General features: G+C 62.9%; 17 protein-coding genes. 13 read left to right on the top strand and 4 right to left on the bottom strand.

The window, feature by feature from the left end:
* Positions 1 to 23: 23 nt before the first annotated feature.
* A complete protein-coding gene (locus tag N3C12_05390) occupies positions 24 to 2,063 on the bottom strand; it encodes a sialate O-acetylesterase (protein ID MCX8071869.1) in 2,040 nt (679 codons plus the stop codon).
* Positions 2,064 to 2,491: 428 nt separating this feature from the next.
* Between N3C12_05390 and N3C12_05385 the strand changes: the two genes are divergently transcribed.
* A complete protein-coding gene (locus tag N3C12_05385) occupies positions 2,492 to 4,006 on the top strand; it encodes a hypothetical protein (protein MCX8071868.1) in 1,515 nt (504 codons plus the stop codon).
* A gap of 124 nt (positions 4,007 to 4,130) precedes the next feature.
* On the opposite strand, the gene N3C12_05380 is transcribed toward N3C12_05385, so the two are convergent.
* The 3 genes from N3C12_05380 to N3C12_05370 all read right to left on the bottom strand — a co-directional run bounded on the left by N3C12_05380 (position 4,131) and on the right by N3C12_05370 (position 6,904).
* Positions 4,131 to 4,541, bottom strand: coding sequence for a heavy metal-responsive transcriptional regulator (locus tag N3C12_05380; GenBank protein ID MCX8071867.1), 411 nt, complete (start codon positions 4,539 to 4,541; stop codon positions 4,131 to 4,133).
* Positions 4,542 to 4,650: 109 nt separating this feature from the next.
* On the bottom strand, positions 4,651 to 5,673 hold the full coding sequence (locus tag N3C12_05375) for a 23S rRNA (adenine(2503)-C(2))-methyltransferase RlmN (protein ID MCX8071866.1): 1,023 nt from the start codon (positions 5,671 to 5,673) through the stop codon (positions 4,651 to 4,653).
* A gap of 67 nt (positions 5,674 to 5,740) precedes the next feature.
* Positions 5,741 to 6,904 carry a steroid 3-ketoacyl-CoA thiolase gene (locus N3C12_05370; GenBank protein MCX8071865.1) on the bottom strand — a complete coding sequence of 388 codons (1,164 nt, stop codon included), beginning with the start codon at positions 6,902 to 6,904 and terminating at the stop codon, positions 5,741 to 5,743.
* Between the two features lie 338 nt (positions 6,905 to 7,242).
* On the opposite strand from N3C12_05370, the gene N3C12_05365 reads away from it, so the two are divergent.
* The 12 genes from N3C12_05365 to ribH all read left to right on the top strand — a co-directional run bounded on the left by N3C12_05365 (position 7,243) and on the right by ribH (position 18,275).
* Positions 7,243 to 8,064: an SDR family NAD(P)-dependent oxidoreductase gene (locus tag N3C12_05365; GenBank protein ID MCX8071864.1), complete on the top strand. Its 822-nt coding sequence runs from the start codon at positions 7,243 to 7,245 to the stop codon at positions 8,062 to 8,064.
* A 13-nt stretch (positions 8,065 to 8,077) separates the two neighbouring features.
* Entirely contained in the window at positions 8,078 to 8,845 is a 768-nt protein-coding gene (locus N3C12_05360; GenBank protein ID MCX8071863.1) for an SDR family oxidoreductase, read from the top strand.
* 27 nt (positions 8,846 to 8,872) lie between these two features.
* Complete coding sequence (gene dut, locus N3C12_05355; GenBank protein ID MCX8071862.1) at positions 8,873 to 9,385, top strand: dUTP diphosphatase; 513 nt, start codon at positions 8,873 to 8,875, stop codon at positions 9,383 to 9,385.
* Positions 9,386 to 9,514: 129 nt separating this feature from the next.
* Positions 9,515 to 10,222: a phosphoribosylaminoimidazolesuccinocarboxamide synthase gene (locus N3C12_05350; GenBank protein MCX8071861.1), complete on the top strand. Its 708-nt coding sequence runs from the start codon at positions 9,515 to 9,517 to the stop codon at positions 10,220 to 10,222.
* Positions 10,223 to 10,233: 11 nt separating this feature from the next.
* Positions 10,234 to 10,476, top strand: a complete 243-nt coding sequence (gene purS, locus N3C12_05345) for a phosphoribosylformylglycinamidine synthase subunit PurS (protein MCX8071860.1) — start codon at positions 10,234 to 10,236, stop codon at positions 10,474 to 10,476.
* Positions 10,477 to 10,487: 11 nt separating this feature from the next.
* A complete protein-coding gene (gene purQ / locus N3C12_05340) occupies positions 10,488 to 11,219 on the top strand; it encodes a phosphoribosylformylglycinamidine synthase subunit PurQ (protein ID MCX8071859.1) in 732 nt (243 codons plus the stop codon).
* Positions 11,219 to 13,477 carry a phosphoribosylformylglycinamidine synthase subunit PurL gene (gene purL / locus N3C12_05335; protein ID MCX8071858.1) on the top strand — a complete coding sequence of 753 codons (2,259 nt, stop codon included), beginning with the start codon at positions 11,219 to 11,221 and terminating at the stop codon, positions 13,475 to 13,477. The genes purQ and purL overlap by 1 nt, the downstream gene beginning before the upstream one ends.
* Positions 13,474 to 14,925 (top strand): amidophosphoribosyltransferase, encoded by a 1,452-nt coding sequence (gene purF, locus N3C12_05330; protein ID MCX8071857.1) that lies wholly within the window; start codon positions 13,474 to 13,476, stop codon positions 14,923 to 14,925. Before purL ends, purF begins: the two co-directional genes overlap by 4 nt.
* A gap of 79 nt (positions 14,926 to 15,004) precedes the next feature.
* Positions 15,005 to 15,484 (top strand): transcriptional regulator NrdR, encoded by a 480-nt coding sequence (nrdR, locus tag N3C12_05325; protein ID MCX8071856.1) that lies wholly within the window; start codon positions 15,005 to 15,007, stop codon positions 15,482 to 15,484.
* A gap of 1 nt (position 15,485) precedes the next feature.
* Positions 15,486 to 16,592: a bifunctional diaminohydroxyphosphoribosylaminopyrimidine deaminase/5-amino-6-(5-phosphoribosylamino)uracil reductase RibD gene (ribD, locus tag N3C12_05320; protein MCX8071855.1), complete on the top strand. Its 1,107-nt coding sequence runs from the start codon at positions 15,486 to 15,488 to the stop codon at positions 16,590 to 16,592.
* Positions 16,589 to 17,803, top strand: coding sequence for a GTP cyclohydrolase II (ribA, locus tag N3C12_05315; GenBank protein ID MCX8071854.1), 1,215 nt, complete (start codon positions 16,589 to 16,591; stop codon positions 17,801 to 17,803). The genes ribD and ribA overlap by 4 nt, the downstream gene beginning before the upstream one ends.
* A gap of 4 nt (positions 17,804 to 17,807) precedes the next feature.
* The gene (ribH, locus tag N3C12_05310) at positions 17,808 to 18,275 is read left to right on the top strand and encodes a 6,7-dimethyl-8-ribityllumazine synthase (protein ID MCX8071853.1); all 468 of its coding nucleotides are present in this window, start codon (positions 17,808 to 17,810) and stop codon (positions 18,273 to 18,275) included.
* The last annotated feature ends 1 nt before the right edge of the window (position 18,276 follow it).

The following is an 18,276-nucleotide window of genomic DNA, read 5'->3' as shown; positions in this document are numbered from 1 at the left end:
TGCTTGTGCGTGAGCCTCGGTGCTTACCGGCAAAGCACCGTATTGCCCAGTACGGAGAACGTGCAGGTGGTCGTACCATCGGTTCCGAAATCAATCGTCCCGCAGCGCCCCTGGGCACCGGCACTTTGATCTCCGAACACCACAGCCAGTCGCAAGGGCAATTGGTGCTGTTGAATTTGGAAATTCGACTCCTTGCCAGAGACGCTGAACTGGACGCGGGTGCCGTCGCGGCTGATCAATTTCGCCTTCGTGATTCCCTGGGCGAGCGTACCACTCGGGTCGCGATACAAGAACAAGAAACCTCCCAGCGTCTGACGCACGGTCCAGTTCGGGCCACCTGGGAGCTGGCGGCTAAAGACGAGGTTGCCGTTGCGATCGGCCACTTGCAGCAGCATCCCTTCAGTGGCGACATCCAGGACGATTCCCGGGAAGAAGCTTCCTGCATTTCCTTGCACCAAGAGCACCTCGTCCCCTGCCGGCTCGGCATTACGCAATACCCGCAAAATGGCGCCCTGAATCGGTGCTCCGTGGGAGCATGCCAACGGAATCGTCGGTGTCGGAGTGGGGGTCCAAGTCGGAGTGGGGGTCCAAGTCGGGGTTGATGTTCGAGTGGGCGTCTGGGTAATCGTGGGTGTCCGCGTGCGCGTCAGGGTTGGTGACGGAGGCATGGTGTTCGTCGGTGTTCCAGTGCGCGTCGGTGAAACTGAGGGCAATGGCGGGCCTGTCGGTGTGGGGGTTGCGGACGGCGTCGGCGTGCTCGTCGGAGTCACTGTGGGTGCCGGGGTCTCTCCCGGGCCCGGTTCTACGTCCGATGAAAACGGCGCGGCCGCCCAGCCGTCGCCGTTGAAAAGATTGGCCCAGCGCGGAAACACATCGTACGCATACCGCACCATCGTGGGATTCGGGACGGCTTCGTGCCACACCACGACTTCCGAACCTTGGATCGTGGCGTGTGCCCACACCCAGGTCACCCCATCGTTGGAGATTGCAAACCCTTGCAGCGAGCTCGACCCACCAGCTTGCAGTCCAATTGCAGTCCGCGGCCGGAAGAAAATCCTCAGTCGATTTCCCTCCTGCTGAATGTGCGAAAACACCGGGCCGGAGTAGTTACCGCTAATCGTTCCGTATACCGTCCCCAAGGCAACCAACCCCATCCGCCGCCCATACAGCTCCTTTTCCCGCGGATGCGTGCCACCGGGAAGATCGATGGTGATCACCATTCCTGTTTGCGGCAAGGCAAGGGCTTTGAGGTACGCGTCGCGCATCCGCGGAGCGACAAGCTGAATGGGTTGAACAATCGGAAGCGGTGCCGGGAATTCACCGAACTTGAGACCACCACCAGTCGGCAACTGGACAAAGATGAATGGCAGGTTTGGACGACCAAAATCCTCGCGCCACGATTTGATAAGCGCGGGAAGCGCAACGGCGTACTGGCTGGGCCGTGCGTCGTCCGCCTCACCTTGCCACCAACACACCCCGCGAAAAGCCAATGGGAACAGTGGCTCGATCTTACGTTCGTAGAGTCGGCCCTTTTCACGCAGCCGATCCTCTAAGCCGTCTCCAGCCGGGCCAACGATGGAAGCACCGAACCAAAAGCGGATATTGGAGCCACCCACAGCCTCGTTGAGAATTCCGATGGGAACTCCGAGCTGCTCATGGAGCTCAACGCCGAACCAAAATGCTGCCCCAGCAGGACGCTCGCCCCAACGCTTCGTCTTGAACGTGCGAACCAATGGATAACTGTCGAGCTCGGTCTTGGTCGGCGGGCTGATCACCATGTTGGACTGCCCACTGCACAGCCACACCTCGCCCACGAGTACGTCGTCTAAAGTGATCTCGTTATCGCGTCCGGTCACGGTCAGGGGACGCCCCGAACTCGAAGCCGGCAGCGGATCGAGAGTCACTTCCCACCGCCCAGTAAACGGAGCAGCGGCCGTGGTCTTCGTCTGGCCAGCGAACCGAACCGTTACTTGCTCGCCCGGATCCGCCTCGCCCCAAACCGGGTTCGGCATCCCTGCTTGCAATACCATCCCGTCGGAGAAGCGGGCGTGAGAGAACCTCACGCGAGCCCAACTAGGCGTGCTCGTTACCGCCAGACTGGCGGCGACGAGCACAATTCTCATGAACCAGACCAACGGCACTCCCCGACGCACCGACACAGGAGCTATCGCCTACCCGATTGGCACGCTCAAGGCAAGCTGTCTTTAGAGACACGGGGCGACGCATGCGTCGCCCCTACGAATCGCGTTGGTGCAGGGTGGCAAGATACAAGGCACGGGTTCCGGGTTCCCCATTCGCCGATCCACACCATTCGCCCGCTGTTGGCGCGCGGTGGCGCCGTGACCCGCCGGCAACGCGGGCGAAGCATGCGTCGCCCCTGCGATCACTGCCCGCCGCTCGCTGCTGGAACGAGATGGTCCGTTGCTTGTCGGGCGCGAGGCCGGTAAAGGCTACGGGCGTGCATGATCGAGCGCGGGAACCGCGCCCCAGCATGCGGCTCCGGCTTCACCCTTGGCTCCGATATGCGGCGTTAGTCGCCATGGTCGCCGCTTTCTGGGGGTCGCGCGCCGCGCTTCTCGTCTCTTCGAGCTCTGCCAATCAAAATTGGGAGGAGCCAGTTTTTTTGTTCAGCAGCCTCGAGCTGCAACGTGCGGGGCTGGCACGCGTTTGGGATTACCAAGACGACCTCGACCATGGCGGCTCCGTGCCACTCATCGTCCTCGGAAGCCTTTGGCTCCAGTGGCAGGAGCCGTCGGTTGTTTCCTTGAAGTGGCTCGTGCTCCTGTGGTGGACGGCCACTGTTTGCGCCTACCTGTGGGTCCTCGCCTCCCTGTTTTCTTGGCGGGCCGCCTTGGTGGGCGGGGCAATGTGGTTAGGCTTGAGCCCCAACTTAGCGCGCCTGCAAATCACCATAGTGGGCTCTCATCCGGAAGGCGTGCTCCCGGCGTTGTGCGCCACAGCCTTGCTCGTTTGTGCAAGCCGAGCTTGTGCGACTAGCTGGTTCCTTTCGTTCTCCACGGCGTTGCTCGCCGCGGCTGCCGCCTGGATGTCGTACCTGCTTGTGCCTTGGGCGCTCCCTGTGGTGGGAGCTTTGATTGCACTCTCGCCCCGTTGGCCGAGCGTGAGCGCGGTGACCTCCGGGGTGGCCCTCGGCGCACTGCCGTGGATTTATCAAAACGTCTGCCGCCACCCATACCGGTGGTGGCAATGGATCGAACGGGCGTTTCCTTCGGACGCTGCGACGCACCCTACACCGCACCTGCCCGCACTGGGAATGCTGAATCACCTTTCGGAAGCTTGGGGTGGCGCTGCGCTAGGCAGCGCGACGCTTGCCGCTTTGATCCTGCTGGCGCTCCTGCTCGCCGTCGCACTCCTCTCGCGACTGCCGAGGAGAGCGGTAGTGCGTTCACCGCTTGCCGTCGGAGTGTTGTTCGCTGCCGCCGTCCTGTCCACCGCAGCGCTGGTCGTCGGCCGCATCAGCCCTCTGCCGAACGAAGGCTACTACTTCGCACGTTTTTTCGTGCCGCTCGCGGTTCTTTTGCTTGTGCTCGCCGCCGGCGGGATCGACGTGGCTGCGCAAGCTTGGGGTGCGCGGATTCACGGACTGGCAGTCGCGCTCGCACTTGCTGTCAGCGCATATCAGCTCGCGCCACTTTATGGCCAAGGAGCAGCTCGCAGCGATTTTCGTGAGGAGTGGCTGCGGGGTTGCTTGGTCTTTGGCGTGGCGGAGTATCCGCGTGCAGGCAGCGCTGAAGGTGCGTGCGCGCGGTTGCGGAAACTCGACGATCCCACCTGCCGCGAGCGGGCGTTCAACGGAATCGGGTGGAGCGTGGCGGACGAATACCTCCGACGAGGTACGCTCGAGCCGGCTTACCGAGCTGTAGCTTGCGCCGGCGAGCCTCCGCTTCGCCGGGCGGTATGCGGCGGAATGCGCTTTGTCTTCGCCCGCTCTCCTCAGGGAGCACGCGAGTTCCCGCCCGAGCTCGCAGCCACCTGCCAGCCGTGAAGGCCGAAGCGGGGTTCGCAGTCCCACGCACCGACCCGGGGGCGCCACTCGCATCCCCAGAGAGGCTCTCCGTCCACGCGGGGGATTCAAGCTGCGCGGAGTTGTGGTGAGGGCACGTCCGTCATCAATCGTTGTCACCCAGATCGAGCGCCTCGAGAATCAGGCATTCGCTCACGGGGGCGTTTCCCGCGCATTCATCGATGAGCTTGACGAGTGCCCGGCGCATCGACTGCAACGTGCGCAGCTTCTCGTCGATGTCCTGCACCTTGCGCTGCGCACGCCGGCGCACATCCGCGCACCGCGTCCGGGGCGCGGCGCGCAGCGACAGGAGCTCCTGGAGTTCCTTCAGGGTGAACCCCAGTTGTTGAGCTCGCTCGATGAAGCGCACCCGCAGCACGGTGTCCTCAGGGTACGCCCGGTAATTTGCCGCGGTGCGCGGCGGCTTGGTAAGCAAGCCACGGCGTTCATAGTACCGGATGGTTTGCAGGTTCACTCCTGCCCGCTTGGCGACCTCGCCGACTTTGAGTCCAATCATGGCCCGACTCCAGTAATGTGTTTACGGCCTCCACCTACGTCCAAGGTCAAGCCCTGGGGCAAACTTCCCTCCGCTGCTCAGCCAAAAAGACACTGAACGGCTGCAGCCGTTACGAAGAGAGGGCGCCTAACCGAGTGTAGCGGCCCATCTTTGCCGTATTGGTCGCTAACTGACCGCAAGCGGCGGCCAGCTGTTGCCCTTGGGTGCGCCGCCGCTTGGCAAAGATGCCGTGCTGACGGAGCGTTTGTAAGAACACCAGCACGGTCTCTTCACGCGGGGACTCATATCGTGGGAGGCGCTGCGGGTTGTAGGGGATGAGATTGACAACGCAAGGCAGGTCGCGACACCAAGCGGCCAACTGCCGCGCGTGCTCCGGCGAGTCGTTCACCCCGCGCAACAACACGTACTGAATCAAGAACAGCCCACGGGGCGTAAGCGGGTAGGCGAGCAAGAGCTGTTTCAGTTCCGCCAGGGGCACGGCGCGATTGATGGGCACGAGGAGGCTCCGCAATTCATCGTCAGCGGCGTGCAAGGAAATCGCCAAGCGGAGTTTCTGCCGTTGTGGATCCTGCCGAACCCATTGGGCGAGCTTCTCTAAGCCGCTGCGCACGCCGACGGTGGACACGGTCATGTGCGACAACGGGAAGCCAAGGCCGCCTGGGTCGGACAAGATTTCGATCGCCCGAGCAAGCTGCTCGAAATTGTCCAACGGCTCGCCCATCCCCATAAACACGAGATTGCGGATGCCATCGCCATCGTAGCGATACGGGCTCCCCTCGTACTCGCCACGCTCGGCCAGCAGCCCGCGCGCTAGCAAGCGCTGCGCAATGATTTCCGAAGCCGTGAGATTGCGGAGCAAGCCCATGCGGCCAGTTTCGCAAAACGTGCAGCCCATGCGGCAGCCCACTTGAGTCGAAAGGCAGAGAGTTCGCCAACGGGCACCGCGGTAGCTTTCCATAGGAATGATCACGCTTTCGACCTCGGCACCGTCGGCCGCACGCATGGCAAATTTCAGCAAATCACCGTCGGCACACTGACGCACCAACGCAGGCAAGCCGTCCGCGCGCACCGCCCGAACACTATCGGCATAGCGGCGGCGAGCCGTCGTCGGGTCGCCGCCGGCAATGCCCACGAACTCCGCCGTAGTGAAGTGCCAAGCAGGGGGCGAAGCCGCGCTTTGACCGCCCTGCAGCCGCGGCTCAGAGACGCTCGATGATGGTTCCCGTGCCGAGTCCACCACCACAGCACATGGAAATGAGGGCATAACGCCCACCGGTCCGCTCGAGTTCATGAAGTGCGGTGGTAATGAGCCGCGCTCCCGTACAACCCGTAGGATGGCCGAGGGCAATCGCGCCGCCGTTGGGGTTCACGCGCTCTGGATTCGGCTCGCACGCTTTCATCCACGCGAGCACGACCGAGGCAAACGCCTCGTTGACCTCGAAAACATCGATCTCGTCCATGCGAAGCCCGGTCAGTTGCAAGAGCTTGCGCGTGGCCGGGATGGGTCCCTTGAGCATTGTTACTGGGTCCACTCCCACCAACGTCGTCGCCACAATTCGCGCGCGCGGCTTCAGGCCGAGGCGCTTTACGCCCTCTGGAGATGCCAACAGCACGGCAGCCGCGCCATCGGACACTTGCGAAGAGGTACCAGCAGTGTGAATGCCCCCTGGCTCTACGGGTTGCAAAGCCGCCAGTTTTTCCAGCGACGTTTCCCGCAGCCCTTCGTCGCGCTCCACGCGGCGCGTCTCACCAGTGGGGTTGCCGTTTTCGTCGACCACCGGTGCCTCCACGGGAACCACCTCACGTGTGAAGCGGCCCTCGCGCCAGGCTTGGTTGGCAAGCACTTGGCTGCGCAGGCCGAAGCGGTCCGTATCTTCGCGGGTGATGCCGAACTCTTTGGCAATCATCTCCGCACCTTGGAACTGCGTGGCAAAGGCGTAGTGTTCGGCGTACGAAGGGGGAAATGGCGACCCGCCACGCATGTTCGAACCCAACGGCACGCGCGTCATCATTTCCACCCCACAGGCCAGCACCACATCTTCGATGCCGGCCCCAATGAGCCCGGCAGCTAAGGACGTTGCCTGCTGGCTCGACCCGCACTGGCTGTCCACCGTCGTCGCCGGCACTTCCATGGGAAGGCCTTCCCCCAGCCAGGCGGTACGGGCGATGTTGAAGGATTGCTCACCCACTTGCGACACACAGCCGCCAACCACTTGACCCACTTGCCGCGGCTCTACCCCAGCGCGCTCCAGTACCGCTCGCTGGATCTTCCCGAGCAAGGCGGCGGGATGCAAACCTGCCAAGCCACCCTTTCGCCGGCCAATGGGACTGCGCGCCGCCTCGATAATGAAAACCTCTTGCATAGTGTAACCTCCGAACTTGCGAGATACGGCGTAAAAAGCAAAGGTGTTTGCTTCTCGCCAGAGCAGCGCGGGCGACGCATGCGTCGCCCCTACGATGGCGTCGGCGCAGGGTGGCAAGATGCATGGCGCGCGTTCCCTTTTCGCTATTCGCCATTCGCCATTCCCTATTCCTCATTCCCCACGACTCGCCACTCCCTGCTCGCCACTCGCCGCTCGCTACTTGCCACTCGGTACTCGACACTCGCCGATGTAGCGCCAAGGGCGCTGCTGGTGTCGCCCCTGCGGTCACCACTCGCCCATTGTTGGCGCTGACAGGGCAACGTGCTAGGCGGGCGCGCATGACCAGCGATAAGTTTGCCGGCCGCGTGGCGGTCATTACTGGCGGGGCGGGTGGCATCGGCCGTGCCATGGCGGAGGAGTTTTTGCGCCGCGGTGCGCGGGTGGTGCTGGCCGACCTCGATCGCGCGGCACTCGATCGCACCGTGGCCGAACTTAGCGGCAACGGCGGGCAAGTCGCCGGGGTGGTGACGGATGTCACCTCGCTCGCCAGCGTGCGCGCGCTTGCGGACGAGGTTCGCCGGCAGTTCGGCGCCGTGCACCTGCTATGCAATAACGCCGGCGTGGCGGTGTTCGGTCCGCTGCGCGAGGCCAGCCATGAAGACTGGGAGTTCACCATGAGTGTGAACTTTTGGGGCGTAGTGCACGGCATCGAAGTGTTCCTCCCTTGGCTAGTGGAGCAAGGAACCGGTGGTCACATTTTGAACACCGCCAGCATGGCAGGACTGGTGGGGATGGAATGGCTGGGCATTTACTGTGCCTCGAAATTTGCGGTGGTTGGGTTGAGCGAAGCCCTCTATCGGGAACTCAAGCCCTTGGGAATTGGCGTCAGTGTGTTGTGCCCGATGATTGTCGACACACGGATCAACGAAAACTCGGCGCGGCTCCGCCCCGCGCACTTGCGCACGCCCGGGGTGGAGCCGTTGGTGCCGCCGGCCGAAGCCATGAAGGGTGGTGTGATTTCTCCGGCCGAAGTGGCGCGACGCGTGGTGCGCGGCATCGAGCGGGGTGACCTTTACATTCTGACCCATCCGGAACAGCGCGAGATTTTGCGGCGACGCGCCGAACGTTTGGACCGCATGTTCGAACCCGACTTATGGTGAGGAGGCTAGGGCAATGAAGAACCTCTTCGACGTCTCCGGCAAGGTGGCGCTCGTCACCGGCGGCTCGCGCGGCATTGGCGCCATGATTGCCCGCGGCTTCGTGGAGAATGGGGTGAAGGTGTACATTTCCTCCCGCAAGGCCGATGCCTGCGCCCGCACAGCCGAAGAGTTGTCGCGCTACGGCACCTGTCTCGCGCTGCCGGCGGATCTCTCCACAGAAGCAGAATGCCGCCGCTTAGCGGAGGAAATTGCGGCACGAGAGGCTCAGCTCCACATCCTGGTCAACAACGCGGGCGCCAACTGGGGGGCACCGCTGCAGGAATATCCTGACAGCGCTTGGGACAAAGTGCTGGCGCTCAACGTCAAGGCCGTCTTCCACCTCACCCGTGCGCTTCTGCCGCAACTGGAGGCGGCGGCCCGGCCTGGCGACCCAGCGCGCGTGATCAATATTGGCTCCATCGACGGTCTCCGCGTGCCGCTACTGGAAACCTACGCATACTCCGCCAGCAAAGCTGCGGTGCATCACCTTACCCGCGTGCTCGCCATGCAACTGGCGGCGCGGAACATTACCGTGAACGCGGTCGCTCCAGGCCCGTTCGAAAGCAAAATGATGGCCGCCACACTCGAGCGCTTTCGCGACGCAATCATTGCTGCCTGCCCGCTCGGACGCATCGGCGAACCGGAAGACATGGCTGGCATCGCGATCTACTTAGCGTCGCGTGCTGGAGCGTATGTCACTGGTGCAGTCATTCCGGTCGACGGCGGCTTGAGTGTGCGGTGAGTGAAGGATTTCATCCAACCTCGACCGATGAAATCGGCCTCGGTCACGCCCGAAGCAAAGCAGCGGCAAGAAGACGCGAAGGCAGCAGTAGCCTCGCTACGGGTGCCGATTCAGCGGGTGCGAGCGGAAGCCGAAGCGCTGCCGCTCCCGTCATACGCCACCGCGGGTGCGGCGGGGCTCGACTTGTATGCTGCGCTCTCCTCGCCGCTCACCCTCGCGCCGGGCGCGCGCTGCCTCGTACCCACCGGGATCGCCATCGCGTTGCCCCTGGGATACGAAGGGCAGGTGCGACCCCGCTCGGGATGGGCATGGCGTACCGGCGTGACTTTGCTGAACACGCCGGGAACGATCGATGCCGACTATCGCGGAGAAATTCAGGTGATTCTCGTCAACCTTGGGCAAGAAGCCGTCACCATCCAGCCGGGTGACCGCATTGCCCAACTTGTGGTTGCACCCGTAAGCCGAGTGGAATGGGAGGAAGTTGCCACCCTCGAACCCACAACCCGGGGCGCGGGCGGCTTCGGCCATACCGGCAAGTGATGACGCGGCGGGGGTGAAGTTCAGGGTAGAGTACGCTACGGAGGGAAACACGGTCCAGGGTGCAGAGCCAGGCGCTCGCCAACCTGACGGGGCAGCGAGCCCCAGAGCCGAGACGGCTCGAGGACGAACATGGAAAAGCGCGAACTATTGTACGAAGGGAAAGCCAAGAAGGTTTACGCCACTGCGAATCCGGACTTGGTGATTCAGTATTTCAAAGACGACGCCACTGCCTTTAACGCCCAAAAGCGCGGCACGATCGCTTCCAAGGGAGTGCGAAACAACGCCATCAGTGCCGCGCTGTTCGCGTATCTCGAACAGCACGGAGTGCCCACGCACTTCGTGCGCACGTTGAGTGAGCGCGAGATGCTCGTGCGGCGATTGGAAATTGTACCTGTGGAGGTGGTGGTGCGGAATATCATCGCGGGTAGCTTGGCCAAGCGGCTAGGACTCGAAGAAGGCCGCGATCTCCCTGGCCCGATCTTGGAACACTACTACAAGAACGATGCACTCGGCGACCCGCTGATTAACCCCTGGCATATCACCGTGCTGGGATTTGCCAGCGAGACCGAGCTCGAGGAAATCAACCGCCAAGCGCTGAGGGTCAACGAGTTGCTGCGCGAATTTTTGCAGCCGCGGGGGTTGCTGCTTGTGGATTTCAAACTCGAATTCGGCCGCCATCACGGACGGTTGCTGCTCGGCGACGAGATCAGCCCGGATACCTGCCGTTTTTGGGATGCCACCACCCGCGAAAAACTGGACAAGGACCGTTTCCGTTTCGACTTAGGCAACGTCGAGGGCGCTTACGCGGAGGTGCATCGCCGCATTTGTGAAACATGAGGAGGTTTGTCGTGCGCGCCCGAGTGTTTGTGATGCCCAAAAAGGAAGTGCTCGACCCGCAAGGCAAAGCGGTTGCGCGATCGCTCCACGCTCTCGGGTTTACCGAGGTCGGAGAGGTGCGGGTCGGCAAACTCATCGAGCTCGAACTCCAAGCCAGCGATCGCCAGCAAGCGCAAGAGCGCACCGAAGCGATGTGCCGCAAGCTCCTCGCCAACGGGGTGATCGAAGACTTTTCTTTCGAAATTCAGGACTGAACGAGGCAACCATGCGCTGGGGCGTTGTTGTGTTTCCAGGTTCGAACGACGACCAAGATACCTTGTGGGCCATCGAGCAAGTGCTGTGCGAGCCTGCGGTGCGCTTGTGGCACAAGGACACCGATTTAAAAGGAGTGGATGTGGTCGTGCTGCCTGGAGGCTTCTCGTACGGTGACTACTTGCGCTGCGGGGCCATGGCCCGTTTTTCTCCCGTGATGGAGAAAGTCATCGAATTTGCCGAACGGGGTGGCTTAGTTTGGGGGATTTGCAACGGGTTTCAAGTGCTGTGCGAGGCCGGGCTCTTGCCTGGTGCGCTGGTGCGCAATCGCGACCGCCGTTTTGTCTGCGCCATGAGCCATGTGCGGGTGGAGGAAAACGACACCCCGTTCACACAGTTGTGTCGGCGCGGCGAGGTGTTGCAAATTCCGATCAAGCACGGCGAAGGCTGTTACGTGGCCGATGCCTCCACCCTCGAACGGCTCGAACGAAATCGGCAAATTGTGCTCCGTTATGTGGACGCCAACGGCCGCGTGACGCCGGAGGCCAACCCCAACGGCTCGCTGGCGAATATCGCCGGCATCGTCAACGAAGGCCGCAACGTGTTCGGGTTGATGCCTCACCCGGAACACGCCGTGGAAAAATGGATGGGCAGCGACGATGGACTCAAGCTCTTTCAATCCGTTTTGGCCGCGCAACGCGGCGCACGCGTTGCTGACCACACTGCCGTGGCGCCTGGGCACTGATGAACTTAGAGCAGCTTCTCCGTCCGGTTGACGAATACCACGCGATCGAGCACGGGCTGACGCCTGAAGAATTCGAGCGTTTGTGCCGAGCGCTCGGACGAGCGCCGAATTTGGTCGAGCTCGGTGTGGTGTCGGTGATGTGGTCGGAACACTGCAGCTACAAGAGCTCGCGATTGCACCTGCGCAAGCTCCCGTCGACGGGGCCGCGCGTATTGCAAGGCCCAGGGGAGAACGCCGGCGTGATCGATATTGGCGACGGGCTCGCTGTGGCCTTCAAGATCGAAAGCCACAACCATCCTTCCTACGTCGAGCCGTACCAAGGTGCGGCTACCGGGGTGGGCGGAATTTTGCGCGACGTGTTCACGATGGGGGCGCGGCCCATTGCGATTCTCGACTCGCTACGCTTTGGTAGCTTCGATCATCCCCGCACCCGCTACTTGGTCGAGGGCGTGGTTGCCGGCATCGGCGGCTATGGCAACTGCGTGGGCGTGCCCACGGTCGGTGGCGAAACGTATTTCGATGCCGGCTACAACGCCAACATTCTCGTGAATGCATTCACGCTCGGGGTACTGCCCGCCAATCGAATCTTCCGTGCACGCGCTGCAGGCATCGGCAATCCGGTGATCTACGTGGGTTCCAAAACCGGGCGCGACGGCATCCACGGTGCCAGTCTCCTCGCTTCGGCGGAGTTCCGCGGAGAAGCGGAAGAAAAGCGCCCCACCGTGCAAGTAGGGGATCCGTTCACGGAAAAGCTCTTGCTCGAAGCTTGTTTGGAGCTGATGGAGCAAGATGCCATCGTGGCGATTCAAGACATGGGGGCTGCCGGGCTCACGAGTTCCAGCGTGGAAATGGCTGCGCGCGGTCACACGGGCATCCGGCTCGATCTCGACCGCGTGCCGACGCGTGCCCAAGGCATGACTCCCTACGAAATCCTGCTCTCGGAATCGCAAGAGCGCATGCTGCTGGTGGCGCGCGCCGGGTGCGAAGAGAAGGTGCGGGAAATCTTCGCCAAGTGGGATTTGGAAGCTGTCGTGGTCGGCGAAGTCACGGATGATGGCTTGTTCCGAGCAAATTTCTCCGGCCGGGAGGTGGTGCGTTTGCCGGTGGCGATCCTCACCGAACAAGCGCCCGTGTACGATCGCCCCGCACGGCCGCCCAAAGATCTCGACGCTCGCCAGCAACTTCGCCTCGACGAAATCCCCCAGCCGAGCGATTGGAACGCAACCCTGCTGCAACTGCTCGATTCCCCGAACTTAGGGAGCAAAGCTTGGGTCTACCGGCAGTACGATTTTTTGGTCCGCGGCAACACGGTAGTCGGTCCGGGCAGCGATGCCGCCGTGCTCCGCATCAAAGGGACCGACAAAGGCTTGGCCCTCAGCGTCGACTGCAACAGCCGCTACTGTTTGCAAGACCCGTACGTCGGCGCCGTAATTGCCGTGGCCGAGGCAGCGCGCAACATCGTGTGTGCAGGCGGCGAGCCAATCGGCGTTACCGACTGCTTGAACTTCGGCAACCCGGAAAAGCCGGAGGTCATGTGGCAGTTTGTCGAGGCCATTCAAGGCATTCGCGACGCGTGTCTGGCCTTCCGCGTACCGGTCGTGAGCGGTAATGTGAGTTTTTATAACGAAACCGAAGGCCACTCGATCCCGCCCACGCCGACGATTGCCATGGTCGGTCTCGTCGAGCCGGTGCGTGCGTTTACCACCCAATGGTTCAAGAACGAAGGCGACGCCATCGTACTGCTCGGGCAAACCCGCGAGGAGCTCGGCGCGAGCGAGTATCTTGCCGTGGTGCACGGCAAAGTGGCCGGAGTGCCACCGTGGATCGATTTGGCGGTCGAACGCAAAGTCCAAGAGGTGTGCTTGCGCGCCATCCGGGACGGGCTCGTGCAGTCGGCACACGACGTGAGCGAAGGCGGCCTTGCGGTGGCGCTTGCCGAGTGCTGCATCAGCCATCCGTCAGCACCGCTCGGTGCGGTGATCGAACTTCCGGCCACAATCCGAACCGACGCGTTGCTTTTCGGCGAGAGTCAATCGCGCATCGTGCTTTCCCTCAAACGGCGCGACCTGGCGGCGCTGCGCGAGCTTGCACAACAAGCCAGCGTGCCGTGCACGGTGATTGGCGAAGTGCGCGGCCGGAGGTTGGTCATCGCCCCGTGGATCGACATCGAGTGTGCTACACTGCGCGAGGTGTGGGCGAACGCTTTGCCCCGGCGAATGGAATTGACGCTGCCCGAGGGCAGGACGCCACGGCAATGAGCGAGCTAGAAGCGCAAGGCGGGCAGATGTCGGACGATCGGCGAGACGGTTTCGGGGAAAAGTGTGCCGTCGTCGGGGTGTTCGGTCACCCCGAGGCCGCCAACCTCGTCTACTTGAGCCTGTACGCCATGCAGCATCGTGGGCAAGAGGGCTCGGGAATCGTCTCCGCCCACGAAGGGATGCTGCTTTCGCATCGTGGCCTCGGTTTGGTCGCGGATGTGTTCCCCGAGCAGATCATCCGCCAACTAAAAGGTTCGGCTGCGATTGGCCACAATCGGTACTCCACCTCCGGGCAAACTCTGCTGAAAAACACCCAGCCGTTCGTGGTCGAATATGGCCGTGGCGGTTTGGCGGTGGCTCACAATGGCAATCTCGTCAATGCCCTCGAACTGCGCGAGCAGCTCGAAGCTCGCGGCTCGATTTTTCAATCGAATGTCGACACCGAGGTCATCATCCACCTCATGGCCAACGCCAAAGGCGAACGCACGATCGATCGCGTTTGTGCGGCACTTGCGCGCGTGCGCGGCGCCTATTCCCTGGTGTTCTTGACCCCGCGCGAACTTCTCGCCGCCCGCGATCCGCATGGCTTTCGTCCGTTGGTGCTCGGGCGCATTAAAGACGCCTGGATCGTCGCCTCGGAGACCTGCGCCCTCGATCTCATCGGCGCCACCTACGAGCGCGAGGTGGAGCCGGGAGAAGTGTTGTGCATTTCTGCGGCTGGGGTGGAAAGTTTGCATCCCTTTCCACGCCAGCCGCGCGCTGCCTGTGTTTTCGAGTACGTGTATTTTGCCCGCCCCGACAGCAAAGTCTTTGGCCGCAATGTGTACGAGGTGCGCAAGGAACTCGGCCGCCAACTGGCGCGCGAGCAACCAGCCGATGCCGACATCGTGATTCCTGTGCCTGATTCCGGGGTGCCCGCAGCGCTGGGATATGCCGAAGAGTCTGGTCTGCCCTTCGAAATGGGACTGATTCGCAACCACTACGTCGGGCGCACGTTCATCGAGCCGCGCGACTCCATTCGGCATTTCGGCGTCAAGGTCAAGCTCAACGCCCAGGCTGACGTGCTGCGTGGCAAGCGCGTGGTAATTGTCGACGACTCGATTGTCCGCGGAACGACCAGCAAGAAAATCGTCCAAATGGTCCGTCAAGCAGGGGCCACCGCCGTGCACCTGCGCATCAGCTCTCCACCCACCATTGCCTCTTGCTTTTACGGCGTGGATACGCCGACCACCGAAGAACTGGTCGCTTCTCGCCTGCCGGTGGAGGAGATTTGCCGCTTCATCACCGCCGACTCCCTCGGGTACCTGAGCGAAGAGGGGCTTTACGCATTTTTGCACGGCCAGCGCGGCGGTTTTTGCGATGCCTGTTTTACCGGCCGCTACCCCGTTCCGGTCACGGACATCGGCCGCAAGAACCAACTGTGGTTGTTCGAGGTGGCGGAGCTGTGAGCGAAAAGCGCACGGCAGCCTCGCGTCCGAGCGTTCCGTGGCCCAGCGGTCAGCGCGACCCGCGGGCAGCAACCTGGCGATGAAGTGTCCTTTTTGCCACGACTTGCAAAACCACGTCATCGATTCGCGCTTGAGCAAGGACGGCCACACCATCCGCCGCCGCCGTGCCTGTGAACACTGCGGGCGCCGCTTTACCACCTACGAGCGCGTCGAAGAGGTATTGCCGGTCGTGGTGAAAAAAGACGGCCGCCGCGAACCTTATGATCGCCAAAAAGTGCTCGCCGGGCTTAAGAAGGCCTGCGAGAAGCGGCCCGTGAGCACTGCCGCCATCGAGCAAGCCGTCGAACGCATCGAGCAAGTGTTGCAAGAGCGTGGGGAAAAGGAAGTTCCGAGTTCGCTGATCGGTGAAGCGGCGATGCGCGAGCTCCACCGGCTCGACCAAGTGGCGTATGTGCGCTTCGCTTCGGTGTACCGGGAATTCAAGGACGTCGACGAGTTCATGCGCGAGCTCCAGCGCTTGATGAAAGGCCGGCGCAAGTCGCCCGCGAAGAGGCGTTGACGTGGCCAGGCGGCAGTCGCCAGACGAACGCTTCATGCGCCTTGCCGTGCGTTGGGGGCGGCGCGGCGTCGGACAAACCCGACCGAACCCTCCCGTCGGCGCTGCGGTGGTCAAGGATGGGCAAGTCCTCGGTGCCGGATACCATCGCCGCGCTGGCTTGCCACATGCCGAGATCGAAGCCCTGAGCGCCGCTGGCGCAGCGGCTAAAGGGGCAACCCTCTACGTCACCCTCGAGCCTTGTGCCCACCACGGGCGGACCCCGCCCTGCACCGAGGCGATTCTCCGCGCCGGCATCCGCCGGGTGGTGTACGGCGTCCCGGATCCCAACCCCAATGTCGAGGGCGGAGGAGCCGAGAAACTGCGCGCGGCGGGAGTCGAAGTCACCCAAGGGGTTGCTGCGGATGCCTGCACGGAGTTGATCGCCCCGTTTCGTAAGTTCATACGCACGGGCAAACCCTGGGTCACGTTGAAGCTTGCCGCTTCCCTCGACGGGCGGGTCGCAACCGCAACCGGCTCGTCGCGCTGGATTACCGGCGAGAAGAGCCGTGCTTATGTACATCGTTTGCGTGCGGAGCACGATGCGGTTCTGGTGGGCGCCGGCACCGTGGTGCGCGACGACCCGGAGCTTACGTGCCGAACCCGCCGGCGAGCGCCGCAACCCTTGCGCGTGGTGCTCGACGGCCAACTGAGCACGCCCCTCAGCGCTCGGGTTTACGATGTGAGCCGCGCACCGACCCTGGTGCTCACCACCGAGCGCGCACCGCGCGATAAAGTGCAGGCTCTACGGGAGCGGGGCGTCACCGTGGTCGAGGTTGTCACCGGCGGGGCAGGAATCCCGTGGGAGGTTGTGCTCACCGAGCTTGGCCGGCGCGAGCTTTTGGCTGTTTTGGTGGAGGGTGGTCCGCATGTAGCTGCCCAAGCCTTGCGCGCTCGTGGGGTCGATCGCTTCCTCCTTTTTCTCGCCCCCAAGCTCATCGGTGGCGATGGCCGCCCGGTCATCGAGTCTCTCGGGGTTCGAGACATTGCCGAAGCCCTCTCCCTGCCGCCGCTGCGCGTGCGTCGCTTTGCAGGGGATTGGCTCGTTGCTACAGAGTGGAGCTGCCCATGACCACGGACAGTTTGGACAGGGCAGTTACTGCGCTGCGCCAGGGACAAATGGTAATCCTCGCCCAAGGTGGGGAGGGCGAAGCCGTGGTGTGCCTGGCCGCAGAATGCGTCACCCCAGAGGCAGTGAACTTCATGGCGACGCATGCGCGGGGCTTGGTCGAGCTAGTGTTGCCGCGCGAACACTTACAACGGTTAGGCATTCCCCTGCTCGGCAACCCAGGCAGTCCTCAGCGCAAGGCATACGGCGCCTCCTTCGAAGCCCGCCGCGGGGTGACCACGGGAATCTCCGCCGCCGACCGGGCGACGACCATCCTTACTGCGGTGGCCGACGACGCAACGCCAGACGACCTTGTGATGCCCGGCCATATGTTTCCGGTGATGGCGCGCAGCGGCGGCGTGCTGGCGTGGCGCGCGTTGCCCGAGGCTGCTGTGGACCTGGTTCGTCTCGCTGGGCTGAAACCTGCGGCGGTCACGTGCACGATTCTGGACGATGCCGGCAACGTGGCAACGGAGCCCGACGTCAACGCATTGGCCGATCTGTTCGAGCTACCGGTGGTGACGATCGAGGACATCGTTGCTTACCGGCTGCGGGCAGATTCTCTCGTGCACCGCGTGGCGGACGTGCCGATGGTCACTGCCTTCGGCGCCAAGTTCCGCATGGTGGTGTATCGTAACGACGTCGATGCCCACGAGCACATCGCTGTCATCAAGGGCCGCTGGAAGGCGGATGAAGCCGTGCTCGTGCGCGTTCATTCCGAGTGCCTCACCGGCGACGTGTTCGGCTCGCAACGCTGTGATTGTGGCGACCAACTGCGCCGCGCGCTCGAGCAAATCGATCGTGCAGGCAAGGGTGTGCTCGTGTACATGCAACAAGAAGGGCGAGGGATCGGCCTCGCCAACAAAGTGCGCGCCTATGCCCTCCAGGACCGCGGCCGCGATACGGTCGAAGCCAACCGCGAGCTTGGCTTTGCGGATGACGGGCGCGACTACGGAATGACGGCACAGATCCTGCGCGACTTGGGCCTTCGGCGTATCCGCTTGCTCACGAACAATCCGCGCAAGATCGAGGGGCTCCAGCATTACGGGATCGAAGTCGTGGAGCGGGTGCCGCTGGAAGTTCCACCCCATCGCGGCAACTTGCAGTACCTCCGCACCAAGCGGCAGAAAATGGGCCACTTGTTGTCCAACGTTGATCTGCCGCATCAGGAATAGCGCGATGCCAACGACGATTCGCGGAGATGTGCTGGGGGCTGGATTGCGCATTGGCATTGTAACGGCTCGGTTCAACGAAATTGTGACCGAGCGCCTGTTGCGTGGCGCACTCAAAGCGCTGCGCGAAGCCCAGGTGCGCGACGACGACATCGAAGTAGTGCAGGTGCCCGGGACCTTCGAGGTTCCCCTAGCCGCGGATTCCCTGGCCGGCGCCGGCCGTTTCGATGCCCTGGTGTGCCTCGGGGCCATCGTGCGCGGCGAAACCCAGCACCATCACTATATTGCTGAGGCTGTGTTTCGCGCCTTGCAGCAAGTGCAATTGGCTCGTCACGTGCCCATAGCCCTCGGCATTTTGACCACGGAGAACATGGAGCAAGCGCTCGCACGCGCCGGCGACGATCCCGGGAACAAGGGCTACGAAGCCGCTCGCGTCGCCGTCGAGTGCGCACGCTTACACCGGCAACTGGGATGAG

Source organism: Candidatus Binatia bacterium (assembly GCA_026415395.1).
GTDB lineage: Bacteria > Desulfobacterota > Binatia > HRBIN30 > HRBIN30 > HRBIN30.
This window is presented reverse-complemented; position numbering and strand designations above follow the sequence as displayed.

What these genes read in the sequence shown, in the direction of transcription:
- N3C12_05385 (MCX8071868.1), top strand. Translation starts at nt 2,492, where the DNA reads ATGCGGCTCCGGCTTCACCCTTGGCTCCGATATGCGGCGTTAGTCGCC.
- N3C12_05380 (MCX8071867.1), bottom strand. Translation starts at nt 4,541, where the DNA reads ATGATTGGACTCAAAGTCGGCGAGGTCGCCAAGCGGGCAGGAGTGAAC.
- N3C12_05370 (MCX8071865.1), bottom strand. Translation starts at nt 6,904, where the DNA reads ATGCAAGAGGTTTTCATTATCGAGGCGGCGCGCAGTCCCATTGGCCGG.
- N3C12_05365 (MCX8071864.1), top strand. Translation starts at nt 7,243, where the DNA reads ATGACCAGCGATAAGTTTGCCGGCCGCGTGGCGGTCATTACTGGCGGG.
- N3C12_05360 (MCX8071863.1), top strand. Translation starts at nt 8,078, where the DNA reads ATGAAGAACCTCTTCGACGTCTCCGGCAAGGTGGCGCTCGTCACCGGC.
- dut (MCX8071862.1), top strand. Translation starts at nt 8,873, where the DNA reads ATGAAATCGGCCTCGGTCACGCCCGAAGCAAAGCAGCGGCAAGAAGAC.
- N3C12_05350 (MCX8071861.1), top strand. Translation starts at nt 9,515, where the DNA reads ATGGAAAAGCGCGAACTATTGTACGAAGGGAAAGCCAAGAAGGTTTAC.
- purQ (MCX8071859.1), top strand. Translation starts at nt 10,488, where the DNA reads ATGCGCTGGGGCGTTGTTGTGTTTCCAGGTTCGAACGACGACCAAGAT.
- purL (MCX8071858.1), top strand. Translation starts at nt 11,219, where the DNA reads ATGAACTTAGAGCAGCTTCTCCGTCCGGTTGACGAATACCACGCGATC.
- purF (MCX8071857.1), top strand. Translation starts at nt 13,474, where the DNA reads ATGAGCGAGCTAGAAGCGCAAGGCGGGCAGATGTCGGACGATCGGCGA.
- nrdR (MCX8071856.1), top strand. Translation starts at nt 15,005, where the DNA reads ATGAAGTGTCCTTTTTGCCACGACTTGCAAAACCACGTCATCGATTCG.
- ribA (MCX8071854.1), top strand. Translation starts at nt 16,589, where the DNA reads ATGACCACGGACAGTTTGGACAGGGCAGTTACTGCGCTGCGCCAGGGA.
- ribH (MCX8071853.1), top strand. Translation starts at nt 17,808, where the DNA reads ATGCCAACGACGATTCGCGGAGATGTGCTGGGGGCTGGATTGCGCATT.